We start from the raw sequence: 24,780 nt of genomic DNA, 5'->3' as shown, positions 1-24,780 counted from the left end.
GGTAACATGAAGGGCAAAGATCCGGTTGTAAAGGCGTTCAGCTAGGTAAAGCGAAGAGGATCACAAATGGGGTTCTGCCCGGTAAAACGGGGGAGGAAATCGCTGTTTGTGGCCGCAGGCGCAGCCACAAACAGCCGAAACAATCAGCGGAACAGATGCTCGGCGTGGAAGCGCAGGTGATCTTCGACAAAAGTAGCAATAGTGAAATAGCTGTGATCGTAGCCCGGCTGGGTGCGCAGCGTCAGCGGCCAGTCGAGCTGGCGTGCCAGTTCGGCCAGCTTCGCCGGTTGCAGTTGATCCGCCAGGAACTGATCGCCATCCCCCTGATCCACCAGAATAGGCAGTTTTTCTGCACCGCTCGCCAGCAGGTGGCAACTGTCGTACTGCAACCACTGGTTTTCGTCATCCCCCAGGTAAGCGGCAAAGGCTTTGCGCCCCCACGGAACCTGACAAGGGTTAACAATCGGCGCAAAGGCTGATACGGAACGGAAGCGCTGCGGATTGCGCAATGCCATCATCAGCGCGCCGTGGCCGCCCATCGAATGGCCGAAGATCGACTGACGATCGCTGATGCTGAAGTGCTGCTGAATCAGTGCGGGTAGCTCATCGCTGATGTAATCGTACATGCGAAAGTGCCGATCCCAAGGGGCCTGGGTCGCGTTGAGATAAAAACCCGCCCCTTGGCCCAGATCGTAACCTGGGTCATTGGGCACCTCGTCGCCGCGCGGGCTGGTGTCGGGCATCACTAACACCAAACCCAGTTCGGCAGCAATGCGTTGGGCACCCGCCTTCAGCGTAAAGTTTTCATCGTTGCAGGTCAGCCCCGACAGCCAATACAGCACCGGCGGTGGATTATCATCGCGCGGCGGTGGCAGATAGATGCTGAAAGTCATGTTGCAATTCAGGCTCTGCGCCGCGTGGCGGTAACGTTGTTGCCAGCCACCGAACATGCGGTGCTCTTCGAGAAGTTCTAATGACGTGCTCATCTCTCTGCCTCCTGGCTTATTTATCAAAATGGATCACCGAACGGATCGATTTACCTTCATGCATTAAATCGAAGGCGTCGTTGATCTGCTCTAACCCCATGGTGTGGGTGATAAAGTCATTCAGGGCAAATTCGCCGTCCATATAGCGCTGCACAATGCCGGGCAACTGACTGCGGCCTTTTACGCCACCAAAGGCGGAACCGCGCCATACGCGGCCGGTCACCAGTTGGAATGGACGGGTTGCGATCTCTTCACCGGCACCGGCGACGCCGATAATGACCGACTCACCCCAGCCTTTATGGCAGCACTCCAGCGCCGAACGCATCACGTTGACGTTACCGATGCATTCGAAGGAGAAATCAACGCCGCCGTCGGTCAGCTCAACGATCACTTCCTGAATCGGCTTGTGGTAATCTTTCGGGTTGAGCAGATCGGTAGCGCCCAGCTTACGCGCCAGCTCAAACTTGCTGGTGTTGATATCGACACCGATGATGCGGCTTGCACCAGCCATCTGAGCGCCGATAATCGCCGAAAGGCCGATGCCGCCCAGGCCGAAAATCGCCACGGTATCGCCTGCTTTCACTTTGGCGGTGTTGAGTACCGCACCCATACCGGTGGTGACGCCGCAGCCCAGCAGGCAGACTTCTTCCAGTGGAGCTTCTTTGCTGATTTTGGCCAGCGAAATTTCTGGCACTACGGTGCGTTCCGCGAAGGTGGACGTGCCCATATAGTGGAAAATCGGCTTGCCGTCTTTGAAGAAGCGAGTGGTGCCGTCTGGCATCAAGCCTTTGCCCTGGGTGGCGCGGATCGCCTGGCACAGGTTGGTTTTGCCGGATTTACAGAATTTGCATTCGCCGCATTCCGGGGTGTAGAGCGGGATCACGTGATCGCCGACGGCCACGCTGGTCACGCCTTCACCGATTGCTTCCACGATGCCACCGCCTTCGTGGCCGAGGATTGCCGGGAATACCCCTTCAGGATCTTTGCCAGACAGCGTATAGGCATCGGTGTGGCAAACGCCGGTGGCGACGATGCGCACCAGCACTTCGCCTTTCTGCGGTGGCATCAGGTCGACTTCTTCGATCGTCAGCGGTTGGTTCGGGCCCCAGGCCACGGCCGCACGGGTTTTGATCATTTCCATCTTACTTCTCCTCAGTATCAGTATTTTTAGTGGCCGTAGTATCAGCCTGCTCAATAATCAGTTCTTTTAATGCGCGGACGTTAGGACCGAACGCATCGCGCCGCCACAATAACCAGGTGGCGGTTTCAGCAATTTCTGCCGGTAACGGGTGCACTTTCACCCGCTCGAAGCCCGGTAACAGATTAAGCACCGAATGTGGGATCATCGCCAGCCCGGCTCCGCTGGCCACGCAGGCCAGCATGGCGTGATAGGACTGGATCTCCATAATCTGGCCGGGTACTGCGCCGCTGCGCTTAAACCAGGACTCCAGCCGCAAGCGGTAAGAACAGCTAGCGCGGAAGGCGAACAGGGTTGCCCCTTTGGCATCGTGCGCGTTTTCAATCGGGGCATGATCCAGGCTGGAAATCACCACCATGCGTTCCGGGAAAGCGATACAGCCATTCAGTTCATCGTGCTGCAATGGGCCATCCACCAACGCCGCCGCCAGCGTACCCGCACGTACCCGCTCGATGATCTCGCCGGAGGTGCCGGTGGTCAGCGAAAGCGCGGCCTGCGGAAAGCGCTGGTGATAGGCTGCCAGCAAGCCGGGCAGGCGGGTGGCGGCGGTGCTTTCCATCGAACCCAAGGCAAAGTTGCCCGCGGGTTCCCCGGCGTGGGTGATGCTCATGGCTTCTTCGCTCAGCGCCAGAATACGCTGGGCGTAACAGAGAAAATTATGGCCCATTGGCGAAAGACGCAGGCGCTGTTTTTCACGAATGAACAGATCGGTACCCAGTTCCTGCTCGAGCTGGCGCAAACGCGTGGTCAGGTTCGACGGCACGCGATGCAACTGCTCGGCGGCACGGGCGACGGAGCCGGTTTCGGCCACGCTGCAAAACATGCGCAGTTGGGTCAGATCCATAGCTTTCTCTTTTTGTGATGAACTTGGTGAGTATTATTCAGTTTTTGTGATTTTAATCCTGCTGCATGATAGTCGCAACTTTCTTCTAACAATCAGGACGCGCAGATGGCGTTAAGAATTGCGTTGAGTGGCTTTATAGCCTTAGTTGTGGCGATGGGGATTGGCCGCTTTGCCTTCACGCCGCAGGTGCCGCTGATGATTGCTGAACAGCAGTTTACCCTGACCGGAGCCGGGCTGGTGGCGGCGTTAAACTACTTGGGATACCTGTGCGGTGCTTTTGATGCCATGCGCGCCAGCCGCCACGTGGAGCGCCGCCTGTGGCTCGGTGTCTGGGGCGTGGTGATCCTCACCCTGCTGTCCGCCGTGGTGGAAGGCGTGTGGTGGCACGGTGCGGTGCGCCTGGTGATTGGCTGGGCCAGCGGTTGGTCGATGGTGCTGGTGGCGGCATGGACCAATGAACGGTTGGCGCACTATGGCCGCCCGACGTTGAGCGCCGCCGTGTTTGCCGGGCCGGGAGCTGGCATTTTTATCAGCGGCATGCTGGCAGTGGCGATCCACAGCCTGGCGCTGAGTGCCGCGCAGGCTTGGCTGGTGTACGGCGTGCTGGCCTTGGTGTTGGTGGCAGCGATCAGCGTTAATCTGCCACGGGCCGGGGATCTGCACCGGCCGGATACCGCACCGGAACCGCTGGTGTTGACCCCGGCATTGAAGCTGCTGGTGTGGAGCTACAGCCTGGCCGGATTTGGTTATATCCTGCCCGCAACCTTTCTTTCGCAGATGGCGGCGGCGCGTTTCCCCGGCAGCCTGTTTGCCCAGTTTGTCTGGCCGATTTTTGGTGGCGCGGCGGTGCTGGGGATTGTCATCGGCATTCTAACCCGCCATAAGTTCACCACGCAGACCCGGCTGGCGATCACTTTGTGGGTACAGGCGTTAGGGGTGTTATGTGCCGAAGTGGTGCCGGGTGTGATCGGATTAGTGCTGGGTGCGCTATTTACCGGCGGTGGTTTTCTCAGCGTGGTACAGCTCTCTATCCAGCATGGCAGGGAACTGGCTCCTCACCATGCGCGTTACATGGCGGGGTTATTGACCACCGGTTATGCAATTGGCCAACTGGTGGGCCCAATGCTGTCGGCGGTTTCAACCGCGCTGACCCAACGGTTGGAGCCTGCGCTGTATGTGGCGGTGGTGGGGTTGGTGATCGCTGGCTTGCTGGTCATTAATACCCCTGCTCGGGGCAGTGCGCGTAAATCGGTATGATGTGAGTGAAATCCATACAAAAAACAGGGAATAGCCGCAGCCAGCCTGCCCAGGCGGCATGCGGATATTTCACGCAATCATGAAACACTATCACTGGATAAACGTCTCACTCTCATCTAGAGTGGGTAAAAATCTTGACCGGGCTCACGCTATCGCGCATCTGAACCCGGTAGTTAAAAAAATGAGACGCCGCAAATCTGCTAGTTATCGGCATAACAGGCATTGTCGGAGCCGCCTGCTGGAGATAGATACCCATGACATCGTTAAGTAATGAAGCTGCATTGGTTCACGCTGCGCTTGAAGCACGTGGCCTGGAAACCCCATTGTGCGGAGAAATGCTGGATCGAGAAACGCGTAAAAGCCGCATCAAAGAACACATGACAGAAATCATGAAGTTGCTGAATCTTGATCTGTCCGATGACAGTCTGGCAGAAACGCCGCATCGCATTGCGAAAATGTATGTCGATGAGATTTTCTCCGGGCTGGATTACGCCAACTTCCCGAAAATCACCGTCATTGAGAACAAAATGAAGGTGGATGAAATGGTCACGGTGCGTGATATCACGCTGACCAGCACCTGCGAACACCATTTTGTGACCATCGATGGCAAAGCGACGGTGGCCTATATTCCGAAAGACGCAGTGATCGGTTTGTCGAAAATCAACCGTATCGTGCAGTTCTTCGCTCAGCGCCCACAGGTGCAGGAGCGTTTGACCCAGCAGATTCTGGTGGCGTTGCAAACCTTGCTCGGCACGAATAACGTGGCGGTATCGATTGATGCGGTCCATTATTGTGTTAAGGCACGCGGGATCCGCGATGCGACCAGCGCCACGACCACCACTTCTCTGGGGGGGCTGTTCAAGTCCAGCCAGATCACCCGCCAGGAGTTTCTGCGCGCGGTGCGCCATCAGAGTTGATGGATGCGTTGGTAACGAAGAGAACAGGCGCCTGAGGGCGCCTTTTTAACGATCTGAATACAGCGGTATAAAATGAATCATCATGAAACAGCACCGCTGCCGCGTATTGCGACCTTGGACTGTGCACGGGGTATCGCCATTCTCGGCATTCTGCTGATGAATATCAGCGCGTTTGGCCTGCCGAAAGCGGCCTACCTCAACCCGGCTTTTCTTGGTATTCCTTCGGCGCGCGATGCCTGGACCTGGGCGTTGCTGGATCTGTTTGCTCAAGCCAAGTTTTTAGCGATGTTTGCCCTGTTGTTTGGGGCAGGCCTGCAACTGTTGCTGCACCGCGGCAAAGTGTGGATACGCGCTCGCCTGTCGTGGCTGGTGCTGTTTGGCTTGGGGCATGCGATTTTCCTGTGGGATGGTGACATTCTGCTGGCCTATGGGCTGATTGGCCTGGTGTGCTGGCGCATGATTCGCGACGCCAAAGATACCATTACGCTATTGAAAACCGGTGCGCTGCTGTATTTGATCGGCGTTGCGGTGTTGCTGCTGTTGGGGTTTATGTCGCACGGTGAACCGGGTAATTTCTGGCAGCCGGGCGTGGCGCAATTGCAGTATGAGAAGTTCTGGAAGCTGCAAGGGGGCGTGGAGGCCTGGCGTAGCCGCCTGGATTTGCTTTCCTCCAGCCTGTTGGCGATTGGTGCACAGTATGGCTGGCAACTGGCCGGTTTGATGCTGTTTGGCGCGGGGTTGATGCGCAGCGGCTGGCTGCGGAACAGGTATACCCCTTCCCACTATCGGCGCTTGGCCGCTTGGATGATACCGTTTTCATTGTTGATCCAACTGCCGGGGGTGGCGCTACAGTGGCATCTAAACTGGGATTATCGCTGGAGCGGTTTCTTGTTGCAGGTACCGCGTGAATTAGGGTCGTCATTGCAGGCAATCGGCTATCTGGCCCTGATTTATGGTTTTTGGCCCACTTTTTCTCGCTCGCGTATCAGTCATTGGTTGGCGCAGGTTGGGCGCATGGCGCTGAGTAATTACCTGTTGCAAACGCTGATCTGCACCACGCTATTTTACCGTTTTGGCCTCTACCAGCAGTTTGATCGCTTGCAGCTCCTGGCGTTCGTCCCGCTGGTTTGGCTGGCTAACCTGTTGTTTTCCAACCTCTGGTTGCGTTACTTCACGCAGGGCCCGATGGAATGGCTGTGGCGCAAGCTGACGGTTTTGGCTGCTGGTGAGCAGGCTCAGCAGAAAGCAAATTAAGATCTGGCGCAGGTAGGTTAAAAAAATGTATGTAAACGTTTTCTTTCCTGTGACGTAATTCACGCTGAGGAGGATCTCAAACGGGGTAGGATAGCGTCATTATCAACTTTCCCGACTCCAGGATGCTCCATGAATTCTGTCCATCCGATCACCATTCGCGACGTCGCGAAGCGTGCAGGCGTTTCTGTGGCTACCGTCTCACGGGTGCTCAATAACAGCGCCCTGACTAGCCCCAAGACGCGTGAGCAGGTGTTGCAGGCGGTTGCGGAATTGGGCTATCGGCCAAATGCTAACGCACAGGCGCTGGCCACGCAGAGCAGTGATACCCTTGGCGTGGTGGTGATGGATGTCTCCGATCCGTTTTTTGGTGCCTTAGTGAAAGCGGTAGACACGGTGGCACAGCAAAACCAGAAATACTTGCTGATCGGTAATAGCTACCATCAGGCGGATAAAGAACGCCATGCAATTGAAGTGTTAATCCGCCAGCGATGTAATGCTCTGATTGTGCACGCAAAAGCGTTGAGTGATGCGGAACTGATCGCCTTTATGGATCAAGTGCCGGGTATGGTGCTGATTAACAGGGTGATAACAGGCTACGAACACCGCTGCGTGGGGCTGGATAATGTGTTTGGGGCTGAGATGGCGCTGCGTCTGCTGCTGTCACAGGGCCATCAGCGCATTGGCTATCTGGGTTCCAATCATCCGATCGAAGACGGCCCGTTGCGCCAGCAAGGTTATAGCCAAGCCATGGCGGCGGCGGGTATTGTGCCGCTGGACAGTTGGCGTGCCTACGGTTCACCTGATTTACAGGGGGGCGAAGCGGCGATGGTGGAATTGCTTGGCCGCAACCTGCACCTGAGCGCGGTTTTTGCCTACAACGACGCCATGGCCGCCGGTGCTATGGCGGTATTGAAAGAAAACGGTATCACGGTGCCGCAGCACTTCTCGCTGGTGGGATTCGATGATATTCCCATTGCGCGTTACACCAGCCCAAAGCTGACCACCATCCGTTATCCCATTGTTTCTATGGCTACCTTGGCCACCGAACTGGCGCTGAAAGGTGCGGCCGGGTTGCTGGAGCCACAAACCTCGCATATTTTCATGCCGACGCTGGTGCGCCGCCATTCTGTGGCGCCGTGGCAAAGTGAGGCGGCGGTCACTCTCTAAACATTTAACGTTGTGTAACCGTTTTCAATCTGTGAGAAAATTCACAGAATATTAACATCGTGCTGTCTATGCTTTATAGGATGAAGTACCTGAAGGGGTGGCCTACTGCGTAATGCCCATCAGTTAAGCGAAAGCTGCATATTCATGCGGCACAATGCTAAAGGTAGCGCCCCTTCTCCCTGTGGGAGAGGGCCGGGGTGAGGGGCTGTACGGCGATCTCACCCTAACGGCGGGGGAATAGGCTAGCCTTAACTGATAAGCATTAGGCCTACCGCGCTGCAATTTCACGTATGACGGGTATCACTCTAATACCAAGTACGACCCTACACAAACCGGAGACAGACAATGAATAAGAAGGTTTTCACCCTGGCCGCGCTGGCCGCAAGCATGATGTTTGGCGCAGTCGCTCACGCAGAAACTCGTATTGGTGTCACCATTTATAAATACGACGACAACTTTATGTCGGTAGTGCGCAAAGCCATTGAAAAAGATGCCAAGGCGTCTCCGGACGTCACGCTGTTAATGAATGACTCGCAGAATGACCAATCCAAGCAGAACGATCAGATTGACGTGCTGATTGCCAAAGGGGTTAAAGCGCTGGCGATCAACCTGGTGGATCCGGCCGCGGCACCGGTGGTGATTGATAAAGCGCGTGCTAACGATATCCCGATCGTGTTCTACAACAAAGAGCCTTCCCGCAAAGCGTTGGACAGTTACGACAAAGCCTATTACGTCGGTACCGATTCTAAAGAATCCGGTGTGATCCAGGGCGAACTGATTGCCAAGCACTGGAAAGCCAGCCCGACCTGGGATCTGAACAAAGACGGCCAGATTCAATATGTGCTGCTGAAAGGCGAGCCGGGCCACCCAGATGCGGAAGCACGTACTACCTATGTGGTTAAAACGCTGAATGAGAAAGGCTACAAAACTCAGCAGTTGCAGATGGATACCGCGATGTGGGACACCGCCCAGGCTAAAGACAAGATGGATGCCTGGCTGTCTGGCCCGAATGCCGACAAGATCGAAGTGGTGATCGCCAACAACGATGCGATGGCAATGGGCGCTGTTGAAGCTCTGAAAGCGCATAACAAATCCAGCATTCCGGTATTTGGCGTAGACGCATTGCCAGAAGCGCTGGCGATGGTGAAATCGGGCGCGATGGCCGGTACCGTGTTGAACGATGCTGACAATCAGGCAAAAGCCACCTTCGAGCTGGCAAAAAACCTGGCTGCGGGCAAACCCGCGGCAGACGGCACCCAATACAAGATTGAAAACAAAGTCGTGCGTATTCCTTACGTGGGTGTAGATAAAGACAATTTGTCCCAGTTTGTTAAATAAGCACATTGCGATGCAATGACCCCGCCGCTTCCCGGCGGGGAATTCATTATTAGAAAATCCAGGTATATTTATGGCCGATAACTCTCGTGAGTGGCTGTTGGAAATGGCCGATATCAATAAGTCATTTCCCGGCGTTAAGGCATTGGATAATGTTAATCTGCGCGTGCGTCCACACTCCATTCATGCGTTGATGGGGGAAAATGGCGCAGGTAAATCGACATTATTAAAATGTCTGTTTGGCATTTATAAAAAAGATTCCGGCACTATTCTGTTCCAGGGGCAGGAAATAGATTTCAAGAGTTCTAAAGAGGCGCTGGAACACGGCGTATCTATGGTGCATCAGGAATTAAACCTGGTTCTGCAACGTACCGTGACGGACAACATGTGGCTTGGGCGGTATCCGACCAAAGGTCTGTTTGTCGATCAGGACAAGATGTATAAAGACACCAAGGCCATCTTCGATGAACTGGATATTGATATTGACCCGCGCGCGAAAGTGGGCACGCTGTCGGTATCCCAGATGCAGATGATCGAAATTGCCAAGGCCTTCTCGTATAACGCCAAGATCGTAATTATGGATGAGCCAACCTCTTCATTAACGGAGAAAGAGGTCAATCACCTGTTCACCATTATCCGTAAATTGAAAGATCGTGGCTGCGGCATTGTTTATATCTCCCATAAGATGGAAGAGATTTTCCAGCTGTGTGATGAAATCACCATTCTGCGCGATGGCCAGTGGATTACCACCCAGCCGCTGGAAGGGCTGGACATGGACAAGATCATTTCGATGATGGTTGGCCGTTCGCTGAGCCAACGGTTCCCTGATCGCCAGAATACGCCGGGAGAGGTGATTCTGGAGGTGAAAAACCTGACCTCGCTGCGTCAACCTTCGATCCGTGATATCTCTTTTGATCTGCACAAGGGCGAGATCCTGGGGATTGCCGGGTTGGTGGGCGCCAAACGTACCGACATCGTGGAAACCCTGTTTGGTATCCGCGAGAAAGTCGCTGGCACCATTAAACTGCACGGCAAAAGCATCAATAATCACAGTGCGAATGAAGCCATTAACCACGGTTTTGCGCTGGTGACGGAAGAGCGCCGCTCAACCGGCATTTATGCCTATCTGGATATTGGTTTTAACTCGCTGATTTCTAATATTCGTAATTACAAAAATAAAGTTGGCTTGCTGGATAATGCGCGGATGAAAAGCGACACCCAATGGGTGATCGACGCCATGCGGGTGAAAACGCCGGGCCATCGCACCAATATCGGTTCGCTTTCTGGTGGTAATCAGCAAAAGGTGATTATCGGCCGCTGGCTGCTGACACAGCCGGAAATTCTGATGCTGGATGAACCGACGCGCGGTATCGACGTGGGGGCCAAGTTTGAAATTTATCAGTTGATAACCGAGTTGGCGAAGAAGGGCAAGGGGATCATTATTATCTCTTCCGAAATGCCGGAGCTTTTGGGAATTACCGACAGAATACTTGTGATGAGTAATGGTCAGGTTGCGGGCATTGTTAATACTAAACAGACCTCGCAAAATGAAATATTGCGATTAGCCTCCTTGCATCTTTAAGGATCGTGATTATGAACGCGCTTAATAAAAAAACCTTGTTCACTTACTTTAAAGAAAGTGGCATTTACGTGGTATTGCTGGTGCTGCTGGCAATTATCATTATTCAGGATCCGACGTTTTTAAGCCTGATGAACCTGAGTAACATCCTGACCCAATCTTCGGTGCGCATCATTATTGCTCTGGGCGTGGCTGGGCTGATCGTGACACAAGGGACCGACCTTTCTGCCGGGCGGCAGGTGGGGCTGGCGGCGGTGGTAGCCGCGACCTTGCTGCAATCGATGGATAACGTCAATAAAGTGTTCCCGCACATGGAAACCTGGTCGATCCCGCTGGTGATCCTGCTGGTGTGTGCGATAGGTGCGGTGATTGGTCTGGTGAACGGCCTGATTATCGCCTACCTCAACGTGACGCCGTTTATTACCACCTTGGGTACCATGATTATCGTCTACGGCATCAACTCGCTGTATTACGATTCCGTGGGGGCTTCACCGGTAGCGGGTTTTGATCCGAAGTTCTCCACGTTTGCTCAGGGGTTCCTGCGCTTTGGTGACTTCAAGCTGTCGTACATTACCTTCTACGCCATTATTGCGATTATCTTTGTCTGGATCCTGTGGAATAAAACCCGCTTTGGCAAAAACATCTTCGCCATCGGCGGCAACCCGGAAGCTGCTAAAGTCTCCGGCGTTAACGTCCCGCTGAACCTGATTATGATCTATGCGCTGTCCGGGGTGTTCTATGCCTTCGGTGGGCTGCTGGAGGCTGGCCGTATCGGCAGTGCCACCAACAACCTCGGCTTTATGTATGAGCTGGATGCGATTGCCGCCTGCGTGGTGGGCGGGGTGTCGTTTGCCGGTGGGGTAGGAACGGTGCTGGGGGTGGTGACCGGGGTGATCATCTTCACCGTGATCAACTACGGCCTGACCTACATCGGGGTTAACCCCTACTGGCAGTACATCATTAAGGGCGGCATCATCATCTTTGCGGTCGCGCTGGATTCACTGAAATACGCCAAGAAAAAATAATCTCTATTTACCGCATCCTTCAGCCAGAAGGATGCGGTTCCCTTTCGGTTTACCCTCGCTGTATATCAACCCCAACTATTTGACTGCTTTGGCTTCCCTTGGCTGCCACAGCCTGATGGGCCGAAAACGCGGCAAGATACAGCGCAAATGTGTTGTGCCAGCCAATGATTCGACCCGCTTGGCGGCGGAATCCGTTTAATAATCAAAGAGACACCCTCTGTACTTTTCAACCAAGAGAATCGCTATGCACTTTACTCAAGCCATTGCCCGATTGCCTGCCGATACCTGTGGTGCCGGCCAGACCACCGCCCAGTTGGGGGCACCCAATGTGGCTGAAAGCAGCCGCCAGTTCCTGGCGTATGTGAATGCGCTGCTGCAACTCGGCCTGAAGGTGACGGTATTGCCTGCCGCTCCGGCATTCCCCGATGCGCACTTTGTTGAAGATACCGCGGTGGTGATGCCCGAATTGGCGGTGATTACCCATCCAGGCGCGCCCAGCCGCCAAGGCGAAGTGGAAACCATTGCACCGGTGCTGGCGGGCTTTCGCCCGCTGGTGCAGATGAGCAGCCGCGGGCACCTTGACGGTGGCGACGTGTTGTTAGTCGATCGTCAGTTTTTTATTGGTTTGACCGCCCGCACCGATGAGGCGGGGATCCGTGAGTTTGCCGCTGCGGTGGAACCGCATGGTTATCGGGTTACTGCCATTGAGGTGAGCGCCGGGCTGCACCTGAAATCGATCGTCAACTACGTTGGCCGCAATACGCTGCTGCTGACCGAAGATTACCGGCAGCATCCGGCCTTTGCCGCTTTCAACATTGTGGTGATCCCGGAAGAGGAGTCCTATGCAGGCAACACGCTGTGGATCAACGATACCTTGCTGACGCCGCAGGGTTACCCTTACACCTTGGCGCAATTAGAAAAATTGGGCATGCCGATTGTCCCGCTGGAAACCAGCGAATTCAAAAAAATGGACGGTGGGTTAACCTGCCTGTCACTGCGTTTCTAAGTTTGAGGCAACAGGGATTAGATCATGAAAAAGTTATTTAAGGTTCTGCTGACCAGTGCGGTGCTGTGCGCGCCGCTTTCCGCCAAGGCATTTGACACCATCAGCTTTGGCGTGGATGGCGGTTATCCGCCGTTCGACGTTCTTTCCCCCAGCGGTGAGATCACCGGTTTTGATATTGATATCGCCAATGCATTGTGTACGCAGTTGAAAGCGAAGTGCGTGTTCGTCAGACAGCCATTTGAGAGCATGATTGCGGCGCTTAATGCCGGTAAGTTTAATGCGATTATCGCTTCGCTCAATATCACCGAAGATCGCCAGAAAGAGGTCGACTTTACCGACCGCTATTATCGCAGCGCAGCCCAACTGGTGGCGCGTAAGGGCAGCCCGCTTCAGCCCGATGTGCAAAGCCTGAAAGGCAAAACGGTGGGCGTGCAGACTGGGTCGGTGCATGAAGCTTACGCAAAAAAACAGTGGGCTGGGAAAGGGGTGAAAATTGTCTCCTATGCCAATCAGGACAATGTTTATCTGGATCTGATGTCCGGGCGTATTGATGCGTCGCTGCAAGACAACATCCAGGCGGGCAACAGCTTTATTGATACCCCACGCGGCAAGAACTTTGCCTTTGCTGGCCCGGTGATCCGCGATCAGACCATCTCTTCGGAAGTGGGCATCGCCGTGGCGAAAGCCAACCCGGCGCTGCGCGATGCGCTCAATGAGGCGATCAAGGCCATCCGCGCCGATGGGACTTACGACGCCATCCAGAAGAAGTATTTCAGCTTTGATATCTACGGCGAATAATCAGGGCTACTGAGTTAACGGAGATTCGGGATGGTAATCGACTATTTGCCGCTGCTGTTGCAAGGCGCCGGGCTATCGCTGTGCGTGATGCTGTTGGCTCTGGTGCTGGCGCTGATCCTTGGCCTGATCAATGCGGTCGTCAAGCTGTTCGGCCCGCCTTGGTTGCGCTGGCTGTCGACCGGCTATACCACGTTGGTGCGCGGTATTCCTGAACTGGTGATCATGCTGCTGCTGTTTTTTGGCGGCGAGATGCTGGTGAACGGTTTCCTCGGCCTGCTGGGTATTGGCCCGGTACACTTCAATACCTTTCTCTCTGGCGTATTGGCGATTGGCTTTGTGTTCGGCGCTTATTATACCGAGACCTTTCGTGGCGCTTTTCAGACGGTGGATCAGGGCCAACTGGAGGCGGCCGTGGCCTACGGTATGCGCCCAGGGCAGGTGTTCCGCCGCGTGATGCTGCCGCAGATGCTGAGCTTTGCCATTCCCGGTATCAACAATAACTGGCTGGGGCTGATGAAGGCTTCGGCGCTGGTGTCGATCCTGGGGCTGGAGGATATGGTGTGGCTGGCAGAGCAGGCCGGGCGCGCCACGCAGAAACCCTTCCTGTTCTATTTCCTGATCTCGCTGATCTATATGGTGATTACCGCACTTTCCGGCTGGATGTTCAGCCGCCTAGCGCGGCGCTATGCGCTGTATTCCTCAACGGCCAGAGATACATACTGATGAATCTGCAAACGATACTGGATACGGTACCCACTTTTCTGTGGAGTGACGGCAATGATGTCACCGGGCTGGCCGTGACCGCCAAGCTGTTCTTACTCTCGGTGGTGCCCGGCATGATGTTGGCGGTATTAATGGCGGTTGGTCAGGTTTACGGCCCGCGCCCGCTGGCGATGCTGATCCGCAGCGTGAGTTACTTCTTTCGCAGTACGCCGCTCTATCTGCAACTGATGCTGATTTACTACGGCCTGTCGCAGTTCGACGTGGTGCAACTGGGCTGGCAGAACGATCAGCCCTTCTGGCTGCTGTTCCGCGATGCCACCTTCTGTGCCACGTTGGCGCTGGTGCTGAATACCAGCGCCTATGTGGCGGAACTGCTGGCCGGGATGATGGTCACTTTCCCGCGCCAAGAGTGGGTGGCCGGTGAAGCCTTTGGCATGAGCCGTGCGCAGATTATCCGCCGGTTGGTGCTGCCCGCCACCTTACGGCGCGGTATTCCGGCGTTAAACAATGAGATGGTGTTTTTGCTGCATGCCACTTCGTTGGCCAGCACCGTCACGCTGTTGGATATCACCGGCGTGGCGCGCTCCTTTTATGCCGCGACCTATTCACCCTTTATTCCCTTTTTGCTGGCGGCAGCGCTGTATTTGGTATGTACCTTTGCGCTGATTTTCCTGTTTTCCCGTGCGGAGCGGCGCTGGCTGGCGTTTACCCGCCGGAGTTGATTCAGGAGCGTTTGATGGTCTGCAATTCGGTCAGCGTCATGATTTTGTCGACGCGGAATTTTTTGCTGGTTAGCCAGGTGTCGGCCAACTGCCGGTAATGTTCCATACTTTGGCAGCCGATACGCACCAGAAAATCGAAGCTGCCGCTGACCAGCCAGCAGTCCAGCACCTCCGGCGCTTGGCGCATTTCCTGCTCAAACGCCGATTGTGACTGGCCGTGATCGGCCAGGGCAATTTGCGCCTGTACCACAAACGCATGCTCCGGTTCCGGCAACTCAATCAGGGTGCTGTAACCGCGAATAATGCCGGCACGTTCGAGGATCCGTACTCTCTCCAGGCAGGGGCGGGGCGTCAGGTTAACCAGCTCGGACAGCTTACGATAGGAAATGCGGCCATCCTGGCGCAGTATTTCAAGGATCTTTTTATCAATTCGGTCAAGCCGCGTTTTCTTTTCCATAGATGGGACGTCCAATGAAAATCAATCACCATAACCTACCTGAACACGCGCTGGGCGGACAGCGCCGATTAACCAGTTTTCATTTCGGCCAGCCTGACGTGGGCAAGAAAATTTACCTGCAAGCGAGTTTGCATGCCGATGAACTGCCAGGGATGTTGGTGCTGCACTACCTTAAACGGTTACTGTGCCAAGCGGAGCGGCATGGGGAAATCCACAGTGAGATTATCCTGGTTCCGGTGGCCAATCCTCTTGGGCTGGCACAGGTGCTGCTCAACGGTGGCGTTGGTCGTTTCGACTTGGTCCATGGTGGTAACTTTAACCGTGACTTTCCCGATCTGGCGCAACTGGTGCGTGACTCATTACTGCAACAAAGTTTCACCGATGCCAGTGACTATCAGCAGAAGGTGCGCAGTGCCATGACTAGGGCGCTTAGCGCAATGTCGGCTGGTACCGAAGTAGCCGCTCTGCGCCAGCAGCTGCTGTTGCTGGCGTGTGATGCCGATTTGGTGCTGGATCTGCACTGTGACGATCGGGCGATGTTGCATATGTATGCCGACCCGGCCTACCGCCAGCAGGCCGAGATTCTGGCGCGTTTTATGGATATCGGTGCCGTGCTGCTGTCGCAGGACAGCGGCGGCGGTTCGTTTGATGAGGCCTGTGGTTTGCCTTGGCACCGGCTGGCTGCCAGCCATAGCGAATGGAGCCAGTTTGAGCTGGGCTGTATGGCCGTCACCCTTGAGTTGCGCGGGCAGCAGGATGTCAGCCACGCGTTGGCCAGCAATGATGCCGAGCGTCTTTACCGTTATCTGCAATATTGTGGGGCGATTGCCGGTGAGCCACCGGTAGTCCCTGAGCGGAAAGTACAGATGTTGCCGTTTGCTGCCGGTGAGATCGTGCGTGCCCCTGCCAGCGGTATTCTGCTGCTGTTGCGCCAGCCCGGTGATTGGGTTGAGGCGAATGAGATTGTGGCCGAAATTATCGACCCGCTAACGGATACGGTAAAAGCCGTGTGTGCTCAAGCTGGTGGCCTGATTTATGCCTGCCGCAGCGCGCCTTTCGTCACCTTGGGCGCGGAGATCGCCAAGATTGCCGGGAAAACGCCTTACAAAGGGGGCGGTGGGCTTGCCGCCTGAGGTGTTTACCCGCCCAGTTGGTATGGCTAATCAAAGCCCCTCACCCCGGCCCTCTCCCGCAGGGAGAGGGGGAAAACCTGGCTAGTGTTTTCTACCTTTGTGGAGAGGGGAAAACCTTCTCCTTCAGTGTGACAGGGATACACCGGCTAGTTCCCTCTCCCTCGGGTTAGGGGAGATCGCGGTGGTTAACCTGGTATCTGCCCCTCAGCAGTTTGGCATTTTTCTGCCTGACTACCATTTACAGCAGGTCTGTTGATGACACCAATGGCACCCGCGTTGACATGGCATTCAAGGCGATCAGGTGCAGTATTTCACTCACCGTAGTGCTGCAATCCGGCAAGACGGAAACGGCATATTTTTCCGCTGACTTGGAAATGGCAGTGTGGGTGACGCAGTTCTGCGTCATCATGCCGCAAATCCACAGGTTTGTTACCGCCAACTGCTGCAGTTCTGCTTCCAGCGTAGTGTGGAAGAAGCTATCGGCGAACGCCTTTTTGACCACGATGGCATTAGGGGCTGCGGCAAGAATATCAGGGTGAATTTCAGCCCCTTCGGTACCTTCATTGAAAAATGGCGCGATGCCTTTGCTGCTGTCGGCAATATGCTGCACCAGGATCACCGGAATATTGGCCTGATTCGCCTTACCGATTGCCGTGTTGATATTTTCCAGCACGCTTTCTGTATTCCACTGTGGGAATTTTCCCTGTGGAAAGTAGTCATTCTGCACATCAATTACGATCAATACCGGGTGATTATGTTTAGCCATGATGGTTGCTCTCTTCCAGATTACGTGGGGTTGCTTGAGATCTATTCTCTGCCTGATAGCCTAAGAGAGTGAGTGGCCTGAATGACAAACTACGTTAATATTGGGCCAAATTAAGTCATCAGGAGCGCATTATGTCTGCCATTAATGTTGCGGTTGTAGCCTTTGAGCATATCAGCCCGTTTCATCTGGCGGTGCCTGGGGTGGTGTTTGCCGATGCGCATGAGGAGTATTCCCCTTTTAGTGTCAAAGTATGCGCTATTCAGCCAGGGTGTATCGCCACATCTGGTGGCTACCAAATAGTGGTGGAGTGGGGCTTGGAGGTGTTGGCTGAGGCCGACATCGTGATCATCCCCAGTTGGCATGACCTGCATGGGGAACTGCCAAACGCATTGCTTGAGGCGTTACTGCTGGCGCACCAGCGCGGAGCGAAAATCGTCGGGTTGTGTCTGGGAGCCTACGTGCTGGCAGAGGCAGGATTGCTCGATGGCCAGCAGGCCACCACACACTGGGCTTACGCCGGGGATTTTGCCCAGCGTTATCCGCAGGTGATGCTGAATGCTGATGTGCTGTACGTCGAGCAGGGCAATTTGTTGACCTCTGCTGGCACCGCAGCAGGGATTGATGCCTGTCTCTATCTGCTGCGTCAGCAGTTAGGCATCAAACTGGCGAATAATATTGCTCGTCGCTTGGTGGTTGCGCCGCATCGCGGCGGCGGTCAGGCGCAATTTATCACCCATCCGATACCTGCAACGGCGGCGGACTCTCGCTTATCTGAGCTATTAACCTGGCTAAGATTACACTTGCAGCAGGAGCATACTTTGGATTCGCTGGCAGAGCGTGCCCTAATGAGCCGCCGGACTTTTACTCGCCATTTCCGGCAATTAACTCAGATGACGGTCAATCAGTGGTTGCAGACGGAGCGTTTGGCGTTGGCGCAAGCCTTACTGGAGTCTACCGATCACAGCATAGAAACAATCGCTGCTCTCAGTGGCTTTGGTTCTGCAATGTCGCTGCGGCACCACTTTCGCCGCAATTTTGACGTTTCACCGTTGGTGTGGCGACAGAGTTTTACCGGTAAATAAAAGCGGGCGCATCAGCTCTTTTTAGCCGCAGCACTACGCTTTTCTGCCGCCAGCTTATGTTCCAGCTCCACCAGTTGCTCTGGCGATACCGCCGGGTAGCCCTGTGCGTCTTCCGGCACGTCGTGCATAGAAGATATGGGCAGTAACGGGCCGAGGAAACGCGGCTCGCGCTTGAGAATATACAGGTCGGTTAACGCGCCCAAGCGGGCAAAGATCTCACGGGCTCGCACCGTCATCATGTCTTTTGGCGACGGCACCGCATAGCACTGCGCCTGAATACCCATATGCAGCGCGATAAACAGCGCACGTTCGCAGTGGAAGCGCTGGGTGATGATGATGAAGTCGTTGGTGTCGAACACCTTACGCGTGCGCACGATGGAGTCGAGTGTGCGGAAACCGGCGTAGTCGAGCACGATATCACTTGGCGCAACGCCAGCGGCGATCAGATCGCGGCGCATGGTCATGGGTTCATTGTAACTTTGCTGGGCGTTATCACCGCTCAACAGCAGGTATTTCACCTTGCCGCTGTTATAGGCGTTCAGCGCCCCCTGAATGCGGTAACGGTAATACTGATTGATCACGCCGGTACGGTAATATTTGGCGGTCCCCAGCACCACACCCACCTGACGGTGCGGTAACCCTTGCAGTTCGTCATAAACGTAGGGTGCGGTTTTCCAGCTTATCCAGCGATCGAGCGCGAGAGCCGACACCATCAACAGCGAAATGATGATTAACAGGCTAATTATCAGGCGTTTCCACATAGTGTTGCCTTACGCGCTTAATGATAAAAACAGAATTCAAGGCTACTTTACCTGTCTGGTTGAAGCAAGCGCCGCGCCGTGTGTAGCAGGTATTACGCTGTATTTTTCAGCGTTTAAGGCAGATAAGGGAGCGAGAGGGCAAATTGGGGGCAAGATGTGCCCCCGGACTGTAAATATTAGAACGATGTACGCTTATAGCTGCGGTATTGCGGCCGCCAGAAGTTGTGCTCAATGGCTTTTGACAGCGCATCTTCTGAGGTGACGACCGCCATTCCCTGCAACTGTGCGGCTTTACCCACTTCCATGGCGATGCATTTAGAAACGCCCTGAATATCATCGATATTCGGCAGCAGCGCACCGTGGCCGTCGGTAGCCAGTGGTGAACAGTCGGCCAGTGCACGGCTGGCGGCCATCAGCATTGCATCGGTTACGCGTTTTGCCCCGGCAGCCAGAACGCCCAGACCAATCCCTGGGAAGATATAGGAGTTGTTGCATTGGGCGATCGGGAACACCTGATCTTTATAGGTGACCGGCGGGAACGGGCTGCCGGTGGCTACCAGAGCGGCACCTTCGGTCCAATTGATGATGTCTTCCGGCCGCGCTTCCACGCGGGAGGTCGGGTTGGACAGCGGCATGACGATCGGGCGCGGGCAATGCTTGTGCATTTCGCGGATCAGCTCTTCGGTGAACAGCCCCGGCTGGCCGGAAACGCCAATCAGAATGGTCGGCTTGGCGTTGCGCACCACTTCCAGCAGGGAGATGGCATCGCTTTCCACCTGCCATTGCGCCAGGTTTTCGCTTTTCTGTACCAGTTTGCTCTGGAAGTCGAGCAGGTTAGGCAGTTTGTCGGTCAGCAGGCCGAAACGATCGACCATAAATACCTGCGCACGCGCTTCTTCTTCGCTCAGGCCCTCGGACTTCATCTGGGCGATGATTTGCTCGGCGATACCGCAACCGGCAGAACCGGCACCGAGGAAGGCCACGGTTTGATCGCGCAGTTGGCAGCCAGCGGCGCGGCTGGCGGCGATCAGGCTGCCGAGTGTGACCGCAGCCGTGCCCTGAATATCGTCGTTGAAGCAGCAAATTTCATCACGATAGCGGTTGAGCAGCGGTGTGGCGTTGTTCTGCGCGAAATCTTCGAACTGTAACAGCACGTTTGGCCAGCGGCGTTTAACCGCCTGAATGAACTCTTCGACAAAGGCATGGTATTCGTCGCCGGAAATGCGCGGATGACGCCAGCCCATGTACAGCGGATCGTTCAGGCGCTGTGGGTTATTGGTGCCGACATCCAGCACCACCGGCAAGGTGTACGCTGGGCTGATGCCGCCGCAGGCGGTGTACAGTGAGAGTTTGCCGATCGGGATGCCCATGCCGCCGATCCCTTGGTCGCCGAGGCCGAGGATGCGTTCGCCGTCGGTCACCACAATCACCTTCACGTTCTGCTTGGTGGCGTTTTGCAGCATATCGTCAATGTGTTCGCGGTTCGGGTAGGAGATAAACAACCCGCGTGCACGGCGGTAGATATCCGAGAAGTGCTCGCAGGCTTCGCCAACCGTTGGGGTGTAGATGATTGGCATCATCTCGCTCAGATGCTCATCCAGCAGGCGATAGAACAGGGTTTCGTTGGTGTCCTGAATGTTGCGCAGGTAAATGTGTTTATCGTTGTCGTTCTTGAAGTCCTGGTACTGGCGGTAGGCGCGTTCGACCTGTTCTTCGATGGTTTCCACCGCTTCTGGCAGCAGACCATGCAGGTTGAAGTGGTTGCGTTCCTCTTCGCTAAAGGCGCTGCCTTTGTTCAGTAACGGGAATTCCAGCAGAATGGGGCCAGCATAGGGGATGTAGAGAGGGCGTTTGCTTTCGTATTCAAGTTCCATCAGTTTTACTCTTAAACGTATCAGATAGCTTTAATAGCCGCAGATCCTAAAAGATCGGCAGAAGATGTACAGCAATTGTTATGGGTTTATGAAGCAAATTGACGTAATTATCGGCAGTCAAACGATTTTTTAATAAAAAAATGTTTGGATGCGGGTAACGGGCGGAACCGCTGGGTTCCGCCGCAGGGATTAGAAAGTGACTCGGCTGACGTCTTGGCAGCCCAGCGTTGCCAGTGTGGCTTGGGTAGCGTCCCATTGGGTCAAAATGGCACCCTGTGCTTCAGCCAACACCGCGCGGCGGATGTGCAGGCAGTCGCCACCGGAGAGATTCATCAGGACCAGCGCGGCCTGCAACGGTGGCAGGCTGGGGTTGAAAGCGGCATTTTCTGCATAGCGGCCCGCATACACCGTGCCATCTTCGGCTTCCAGCGCGACGCCGCTGTGTGCGTTGCTATAAGGCGCATGGCTGTGGTTGGCCGCCGCCAGCGCGCTTTTTGCCAGCTCATCGTCCAGCGTCAGTTGGAAACCGTGGTCGATTGGGCTCATCAGCCGTTCGCTGATTTCAAGATCTTGCGGGCCGAAGGCGTATGGTAGGTAATCACCCAGAGTGGCCGCTGCGCGCCCTGGTTGCAAAATCTGCAAGTGGGTGCCGCTATTGAGCTCATTCATAAACTGACGGCAATGGCCGCAAGGGGTGTAATTGACGGTAATGGAAACCAACCCGGTTTCGCCCCGTAGCCAGGCGTGAGCGATCACCGATTGTTCAGCGTGCACGGTTTGTTGTAGCGGCGCACCGCTGAATTCCATATTGGCACCAAAATACAGGTTACCACTGACGCCGCGAGCTACCGCCCCAACGTGGAAGTGTGAAATAGGGGTTAACGAATAGGTTGCTGCTAATGGCAGCAGGGCAAATGCCAGCGCCTCGTCGTCCAGCCCGCAGTGTTGCTTGATCGCTGCCACCTGATCGGCTTGAAACATGGCTGGGAAATCGGGCGCATCGAAATAAGGCAGCAGGGCAGATTGCAATGCCGCAGGCAGTTCGCTGTAAACAGTGTGAAAACGCGGGTGCATAGAAAGTCTCTCTACAGGTTAACGGGGTATACCCTTATTACTTGAAATTGCAGCGTTGTTGGCTGCGGGCGGGTTACCCCAGTCATTAACACATTCTAGGTAACCTTCTCACGATAGAGTGTGATTAGAGTCTTTTTTTTAATGAAATGAATGTAATTAAAACAGAGTTTACGAGATATATCGCAAATTTTGCGTGATTACCCGAACAAATGCAGCAGTATTGGGAACAGGAATGGAGCCATCAGTGAAGTAATAATCCCGCAGATCACCAGCGCCAATGAGCTGAATGCGCTTTCCTGATAATCAATTTCTGCGCTGCGCGCGGTTCCCAGCGCGTGTGATGCGGTGCCCATCGCCAAACCGCGGGACGATTTGGTGGTGATTTTCAGCAGATTGAGCAGTGAGTGGCCGAAAACCGCCCCCAGAATACCAACCAGAATCACGCAAACCGCACTAATGGCTGGGATACCGCCAAGTGACTCAGCCACTGCCATGGCGATCGGCGTCGTCACTGATTTAGGCATGATAGACGCAGCGATATCCGGTTTTGCCCCCATCAACAAGGCGATAGCACCACCGCTGATCATGGCGGTCACACTGCCGATAAAGCACACGATAATGATGGATTTCCAGCGGGCGCGGATCTGATGGAGCTGTTCGTAAAGTGGAAAGGCGAGTGCCACAACCGCCGGTTGCAGCAGATCGTTAATGATTTTACTGCCCTGGAAATAGTGCTCGTAAGGCATTTTGGTCAGCAACAGCAGCGGGATGATCACCGCCATGGAAACCAGTAGCGGGTTCAGCAGCGGCATCTTGAGCCATTGTGACAGCTTGCGTGCGCCGAAGAACACTATCAGCGTCAGCGGCAGGGACCACCAGATATCATGGTTCATTTGTCTTCCTCTGCGCTTTTTTTCTTGCCGAGGAGCGTGCGTTCGCGGTGGAAATAGTGCGAGGTATAGCCGACTACGACAAACACCAGCAGGGTGCTGAGCAGGCATGACACCACCAGCGGGCCGAGATCGTCGATAATCTGGCGATAATACTGCATCACACCGACAGCGATCGGCACAAACAGTAGCACCATGTAGCGGATAAGCAGCTGGCAACCGGGTTTGACCCATTTGGCGGGCAGTATTTGTGAGGAGAGCAGGGCAAACAGGATTAGCATACCGATGATGCTGCCGGGAATGGCGATAGGCAACAGCGACGCAATGGCGTTGCCGGTGAACAGACTGAGATAAATCAGCACAATGGCCCTGATATATTTCCAGCACAGCATGAATACGTTGCCCATAACCCCTTCCCGTTTAGCCTGACGTATTCATCATACAATTAAACTGTGAGCTACGCCACAGAACGCATCATGAATGACCTTTACGGATAGTATGCCACTTCGGCAGGATCCCGATCTGTTTTAAGTGTAGGCACTGCGTTATTCCACGCTGCTGAGGGTGGAAAGCGGCTGCTGACGTTCTGCCAAGCGGTGGCCCAGAAAAAAGAACAGCAGGCTGAACAGCGCCGCAGCAATCAACATCAGGAACATCACCGGCGGCGGCGCGTAGCTCAGCAGAAAGCCGCACATGACCGGATTGATCGCGCCGCCCAGATTGCTGAGGCTTTGCACCCCGTAATAGCTGCCTTTCAGATGTGCTGGGGCGATAAAGTCGATAAACATATATTCGACCGGGATAACGATGATCTCTCCAAGGGTGAAAACGGCCATCGCCGCAGCCCATAGCCATATTGATTGCCCTGCGAGCATAAAGCCGATCAGCCCTAGGACAAAGAACAGGGTGCCCAGCGCCAGCCAGCGCAGCATGTTGTCTTGGCGCATACCTCGGCTGAACAGATATTGCAGTGCAATCACGATACAGGCGTTGACGATCATCACCACGCCGATGACTTTATAGGCGAACTCGGCGTTGGATACGGTGATCAGATATTGCGACAAATAGCCGGTGAACTGGCCGAACACCACCGCACCCAGCGCACTGCCGATGGTGAAATAGATCAGCCGCCGATCGTGGCGCAGAATACCTACCGTCTGGCGAAAGTTGGGCACCGCAGGCGGTGTGGCATGGGTTGCCGCAATCGGGGAAGGGGGCTGGTGGCGCAAACGGAAACTCAGCACCGTCACCGTCAGTAGCGCCAGCACTCCGGAGAGGTAGAACGGCAGCAGCGGACTGTAACCGGCAACCATAACCCCCAGTGATGAACCGACCGCCCAACCTACGTTAACCAGCGTGTAATTCATCGAGAAGGCCTTGATGCGTTTAGCCACTGGCAGCCAGTGGGCAAAGCAGGCTTTGATGGCGATGCCAAGCACCGCATAGGCCGTATGCAGGATGGCCAATACGGCGATAACGCCCCCCGGGCGTGGGATCCAGGGAATAGCAAACAAGCTCAGGGAAAACAGAAGGATGGAAAGCAGGATCAGGACGTTTTTATTAAACCGATCGACCAGATAGCCGCCATAAAAACTGCTGATGATACCTATTGCCAGGCTGATGCCGAGGATCACACCTACGCTTTTCGGTAGCAGGTGGAAGTGCTCGGTAAGATAGATGGTGATAAAGGGTAGCGTAACGCCGCGACCGATAGTCAATACCAATGAACTTGCCAGCAACGTGTTGATCAGCGGAGGGAATCCCTTCATAACCTACCCTGTTAATGCATACAGCTATTTAACCCGTGTTGATACATTAACTGATTTTGCGGCACTGAGAAGGGGGATCTGAAGAATTGTTTTAAAAAAAAGAGGCTACGTCTGTGGCCCGTCATAAAACTCCCAACGAGTAATAAGAGTTTTGGAATCCCGA

The 24,780-nt window shown here is 54.9% G+C and carries 24 protein-coding genes; 13 read left to right on the top strand and 11 right to left on the bottom strand.

The features are described 5' to 3' along the window. Nucleotides 1–143 precede the first annotated feature (143 nt). The 3 genes from fghA to ptrR are packed head-to-tail and all read right to left on the bottom strand — an operon-like array spanning nt 144 to nt 3,028. Nucleotides 144–986: an S-formylglutathione hydrolase gene (fghA, locus tag ACX1CU_RS15685; RefSeq protein ID WP_459399202.1), complete on the bottom strand. Its 843-nt coding sequence runs from the start codon at nt 984–986 to the stop codon at nt 144–146. Between the two features lie 16 nt (nt 987–1,002). Then, nucleotides 1,003–2,127: an S-(hydroxymethyl)glutathione dehydrogenase/class III alcohol dehydrogenase gene (locus ACX1CU_RS15680; RefSeq protein ID WP_459399201.1), complete on the bottom strand. Its 1,125-nt coding sequence runs from the start codon at nt 2,125–2,127 to the stop codon at nt 1,003–1,005. A gap of 1 nt (nt 2,128) precedes the next feature. Further along, the gene (gene ptrR / locus ACX1CU_RS15675) at nt 2,129–3,028 is read right to left on the bottom strand and encodes a putrescine utilization regulator PtrR (RefSeq protein ID WP_459399200.1); all 900 of its coding nucleotides are present in this window, start codon (nt 3,026–3,028) and stop codon (nt 2,129–2,131) included. A 105-nt stretch (nt 3,029–3,133) separates the two neighbouring features. Between ptrR and ACX1CU_RS15670 the strand changes: the two genes are divergently transcribed. From ACX1CU_RS15670 to ACX1CU_RS15620, 11 genes are all read left to right on the top strand, one after another. Beyond that, nucleotides 3,134–4,285 carry a YbfB/YjiJ family MFS transporter gene (locus ACX1CU_RS15670; protein ID WP_459399199.1) on the top strand — a complete coding sequence of 384 codons (1,152 nt, stop codon included), beginning with the start codon at nt 3,134–3,136 and terminating at the stop codon, nt 4,283–4,285. A 254-nt stretch (nt 4,286–4,539) separates the two neighbouring features. After that, entirely contained in the window at nt 4,540–5,202 is a 663-nt protein-coding gene (folE, locus tag ACX1CU_RS15665; RefSeq protein ID WP_459399198.1) for a GTP cyclohydrolase I FolE, read from the top strand. A 72-nt stretch (nt 5,203–5,274) separates the two neighbouring features. Further along, nucleotides 5,275–6,456, top strand: a complete 1,182-nt coding sequence (yeiB, locus tag ACX1CU_RS15660; RefSeq protein WP_459399197.1) for a DUF418 domain-containing protein YeiB — start codon at nt 5,275–5,277, stop codon at nt 6,454–6,456. Between the two features lie 129 nt (nt 6,457–6,585). Next, a complete protein-coding gene (galS, locus tag ACX1CU_RS15655) occupies nt 6,586–7,623 on the top strand; it encodes an HTH-type transcriptional regulator GalS (protein ID WP_459399196.1) in 1,038 nt (345 codons plus the stop codon). Nucleotides 7,624–7,968: 345 nt separating this feature from the next. Further along, nucleotides 7,969–8,961, top strand: a complete 993-nt coding sequence (mglB, locus tag ACX1CU_RS15650) for a galactose/glucose ABC transporter substrate-binding protein MglB (RefSeq protein ID WP_459399195.1) — start codon at nt 7,969–7,971, stop codon at nt 8,959–8,961. Between the two features lie 70 nt (nt 8,962–9,031). After that, nucleotides 9,032–10,540 carry a galactose/methyl galactoside ABC transporter ATP-binding protein MglA gene (mglA, locus tag ACX1CU_RS15645; protein WP_459399194.1) on the top strand — a complete coding sequence of 503 codons (1,509 nt, stop codon included), beginning with the start codon at nt 9,032–9,034 and terminating at the stop codon, nt 10,538–10,540. 11 nt (nt 10,541–10,551) lie between these two features. Next, complete coding sequence (gene mglC, locus ACX1CU_RS15640; protein WP_459399193.1) at nt 10,552–11,562, top strand: galactose/methyl galactoside ABC transporter permease MglC; 1,011 nt, start codon at nt 10,552–10,554, stop codon at nt 11,560–11,562. Between the two features lie 244 nt (nt 11,563–11,806). Continuing rightward, nucleotides 11,807–12,568, top strand: coding sequence for a dimethylarginine dimethylaminohydrolase family protein (locus tag ACX1CU_RS15635; protein WP_459399192.1), 762 nt, complete (start codon nt 11,807–11,809; stop codon nt 12,566–12,568). A 24-nt stretch (nt 12,569–12,592) separates the two neighbouring features. Continuing rightward, nucleotides 12,593–13,366, top strand: a complete 774-nt coding sequence (locus ACX1CU_RS15630; protein ID WP_459399191.1) for an ABC transporter substrate-binding protein — start codon at nt 12,593–12,595, stop codon at nt 13,364–13,366. Between the two features lie 30 nt (nt 13,367–13,396). Next, entirely contained in the window at nt 13,397–14,089 is a 693-nt protein-coding gene (locus tag ACX1CU_RS15625; protein ID WP_459399190.1) for an ABC transporter permease, read from the top strand. Continuing rightward, entirely contained in the window at nt 14,089–14,811 is a 723-nt protein-coding gene (locus ACX1CU_RS15620) for an ABC transporter permease (RefSeq protein ID WP_459399189.1), read from the top strand. Before ACX1CU_RS15625 ends, ACX1CU_RS15620 begins: the two co-directional genes overlap by 1 nt. 1 nt (nt 14,812) lies before the next feature. Here ACX1CU_RS15620 and ACX1CU_RS15615 read toward each other — a convergent pair whose 3' ends face one another. Beyond that, nucleotides 14,813–15,268: an Lrp/AsnC family transcriptional regulator gene (locus tag ACX1CU_RS15615; protein ID WP_459399188.1), complete on the bottom strand. Its 456-nt coding sequence runs from the start codon at nt 15,266–15,268 to the stop codon at nt 14,813–14,815. A gap of 14 nt (nt 15,269–15,282) precedes the next feature. Here ACX1CU_RS15615 and ACX1CU_RS15610 point away from each other — a divergent pair, with 14 nt between their 5' ends. Then, nucleotides 15,283–16,401 (top strand): succinylglutamate desuccinylase/aspartoacylase family protein, encoded by a 1,119-nt coding sequence (locus ACX1CU_RS15610; protein WP_459399187.1) that lies wholly within the window; start codon nt 15,283–15,285, stop codon nt 16,399–16,401. Nucleotides 16,402–16,639: 238 nt separating this feature from the next. Here the strand turns inward: ACX1CU_RS15610 and ACX1CU_RS15605 are convergent, their stop codons facing one another. Beyond that, nucleotides 16,640–17,167 carry a cysteine hydrolase family protein gene (locus ACX1CU_RS15605; RefSeq protein WP_459399186.1) on the bottom strand — a complete coding sequence of 176 codons (528 nt, stop codon included), beginning with the start codon at nt 17,165–17,167 and terminating at the stop codon, nt 16,640–16,642. Between the two features lie 131 nt (nt 17,168–17,298). Between ACX1CU_RS15605 and ACX1CU_RS15600 the strand changes: the two genes are divergently transcribed. After that, entirely contained in the window at nt 17,299–18,249 is a 951-nt protein-coding gene (locus ACX1CU_RS15600) for a helix-turn-helix domain-containing protein (protein WP_459399185.1), read from the top strand. An 11-nt stretch (nt 18,250–18,260) separates the two neighbouring features. Here ACX1CU_RS15600 and sanA read toward each other — a convergent pair whose 3' ends face one another. The 6 genes from sanA to ACX1CU_RS15570 all read right to left on the bottom strand — a co-directional run bounded on the left by sanA (nt 18,261) and on the right by ACX1CU_RS15570 (nt 24,617). After that, the gene (sanA, locus tag ACX1CU_RS15595) at nt 18,261–19,010 is read right to left on the bottom strand and encodes an outer membrane permeability protein SanA (protein WP_459399184.1); all 750 of its coding nucleotides are present in this window, start codon (nt 19,008–19,010) and stop codon (nt 18,261–18,263) included. A gap of 176 nt (nt 19,011–19,186) precedes the next feature. Next, nucleotides 19,187–20,884 (bottom strand): NAD-dependent malic enzyme, encoded by a 1,698-nt coding sequence (locus ACX1CU_RS15590; RefSeq protein WP_459399183.1) that lies wholly within the window; start codon nt 20,882–20,884, stop codon nt 19,187–19,189. Nucleotides 20,885–21,073: 189 nt separating this feature from the next. Next, on the bottom strand, nt 21,074–21,958 hold the full coding sequence (gene cdd, locus ACX1CU_RS15585) for a cytidine deaminase (protein WP_459399182.1): 885 nt from the start codon (nt 21,956–21,958) through the stop codon (nt 21,074–21,076). Between the two features lie 197 nt (nt 21,959–22,155). Continuing rightward, nucleotides 22,156–22,851 (bottom strand): CidB/LrgB family autolysis modulator, encoded by a 696-nt coding sequence (locus tag ACX1CU_RS15580; RefSeq protein WP_459399181.1) that lies wholly within the window; start codon nt 22,849–22,851, stop codon nt 22,156–22,158. Then, complete coding sequence (locus ACX1CU_RS15575) at nt 22,848–23,255, bottom strand: CidA/LrgA family protein (protein WP_459399180.1); 408 nt, start codon at nt 23,253–23,255, stop codon at nt 22,848–22,850. The genes ACX1CU_RS15580 and ACX1CU_RS15575 overlap by 4 nt, the downstream gene beginning before the upstream one ends. Before the next feature lie 138 nt (nt 23,256–23,393). Next, the gene (locus ACX1CU_RS15570) at nt 23,394–24,617 is read right to left on the bottom strand and encodes an MFS transporter (protein ID WP_459399179.1); all 1,224 of its coding nucleotides are present in this window, start codon (nt 24,615–24,617) and stop codon (nt 23,394–23,396) included. Between the last annotated feature and the right edge of the window lie 163 nt (nt 24,618–24,780).

Source organism: Serratia sp. D1N4, from assembly GCF_054552755.1.
This window is presented reverse-complemented; position numbering and strand designations above follow the sequence as displayed.

Excerpts from the sequence above, each read along its gene's own strand:
- fghA (WP_459399202.1), bottom strand. The coding sequence starts at position 986 with ATGAGCACGTCATTAGAACTTCTCGAAGAGCACCGCATGTTCGGTGGC.
- ACX1CU_RS15680 (WP_459399201.1), bottom strand. The coding sequence starts at position 2,127 with ATGGAAATGATCAAAACCCGTGCGGCCGTGGCCTGGGGCCCGAACCAA.
- ptrR (WP_459399200.1), bottom strand. The coding sequence starts at position 3,028 with ATGGATCTGACCCAACTGCGCATGTTTTGCAGCGTGGCCGAAACCGGC.
- ACX1CU_RS15670 (WP_459399199.1), top strand. The coding sequence starts at position 3,134 with ATGGCGTTAAGAATTGCGTTGAGTGGCTTTATAGCCTTAGTTGTGGCG.
- folE (WP_459399198.1), top strand. The coding sequence starts at position 4,540 with ATGACATCGTTAAGTAATGAAGCTGCATTGGTTCACGCTGCGCTTGAA.
- yeiB (WP_459399197.1), top strand. The coding sequence starts at position 5,275 with ATGAATCATCATGAAACAGCACCGCTGCCGCGTATTGCGACCTTGGAC.
- galS (WP_459399196.1), top strand. The coding sequence starts at position 6,586 with ATGAATTCTGTCCATCCGATCACCATTCGCGACGTCGCGAAGCGTGCA.
- mglB (WP_459399195.1), top strand. The coding sequence starts at position 7,969 with ATGAATAAGAAGGTTTTCACCCTGGCCGCGCTGGCCGCAAGCATGATG.
- mglA (WP_459399194.1), top strand. The coding sequence starts at position 9,032 with ATGGCCGATAACTCTCGTGAGTGGCTGTTGGAAATGGCCGATATCAAT.
- mglC (WP_459399193.1), top strand. The coding sequence starts at position 10,552 with ATGAACGCGCTTAATAAAAAAACCTTGTTCACTTACTTTAAAGAAAGT.
- ACX1CU_RS15635 (WP_459399192.1), top strand. The coding sequence starts at position 11,807 with ATGCACTTTACTCAAGCCATTGCCCGATTGCCTGCCGATACCTGTGGT.
- ACX1CU_RS15630 (WP_459399191.1), top strand. The coding sequence starts at position 12,593 with ATGAAAAAGTTATTTAAGGTTCTGCTGACCAGTGCGGTGCTGTGCGCG.
- ACX1CU_RS15625 (WP_459399190.1), top strand. The coding sequence starts at position 13,397 with ATGGTAATCGACTATTTGCCGCTGCTGTTGCAAGGCGCCGGGCTATCG.
- ACX1CU_RS15620 (WP_459399189.1), top strand. The coding sequence starts at position 14,089 with ATGAATCTGCAAACGATACTGGATACGGTACCCACTTTTCTGTGGAGT.
- ACX1CU_RS15615 (WP_459399188.1), bottom strand. The coding sequence starts at position 15,268 with ATGGAAAAGAAAACGCGGCTTGACCGAATTGATAAAAAGATCCTTGAA.
- ACX1CU_RS15610 (WP_459399187.1), top strand. The coding sequence starts at position 15,283 with ATGAAAATCAATCACCATAACCTACCTGAACACGCGCTGGGCGGACAG.
- ACX1CU_RS15605 (WP_459399186.1), bottom strand. The coding sequence starts at position 17,167 with ATGGCTAAACATAATCACCCGGTATTGATCGTAATTGATGTGCAGAAT.
- ACX1CU_RS15600 (WP_459399185.1), top strand. The coding sequence starts at position 17,299 with ATGTCTGCCATTAATGTTGCGGTTGTAGCCTTTGAGCATATCAGCCCG.
- sanA (WP_459399184.1), bottom strand. The coding sequence starts at position 19,010 with ATGTGGAAACGCCTGATAATTAGCCTGTTAATCATCATTTCGCTGTTG.
- ACX1CU_RS15590 (WP_459399183.1), bottom strand. The coding sequence starts at position 20,884 with ATGGAACTTGAATACGAAAGCAAACGCCCTCTCTACATCCCCTATGCT.
- cdd (WP_459399182.1), bottom strand. The coding sequence starts at position 21,958 with ATGCACCCGCGTTTTCACACTGTTTACAGCGAACTGCCTGCGGCATTG.
- ACX1CU_RS15580 (WP_459399181.1), bottom strand. The coding sequence starts at position 22,851 with ATGAACCATGATATCTGGTGGTCCCTGCCGCTGACGCTGATAGTGTTC.
- ACX1CU_RS15575 (WP_459399180.1), bottom strand. The coding sequence starts at position 23,255 with ATGGGCAACGTATTCATGCTGTGCTGGAAATATATCAGGGCCATTGTG.
- ACX1CU_RS15570 (WP_459399179.1), bottom strand. The coding sequence starts at position 24,617 with ATGAAGGGATTCCCTCCGCTGATCAACACGTTGCTGGCAAGTTCATTG.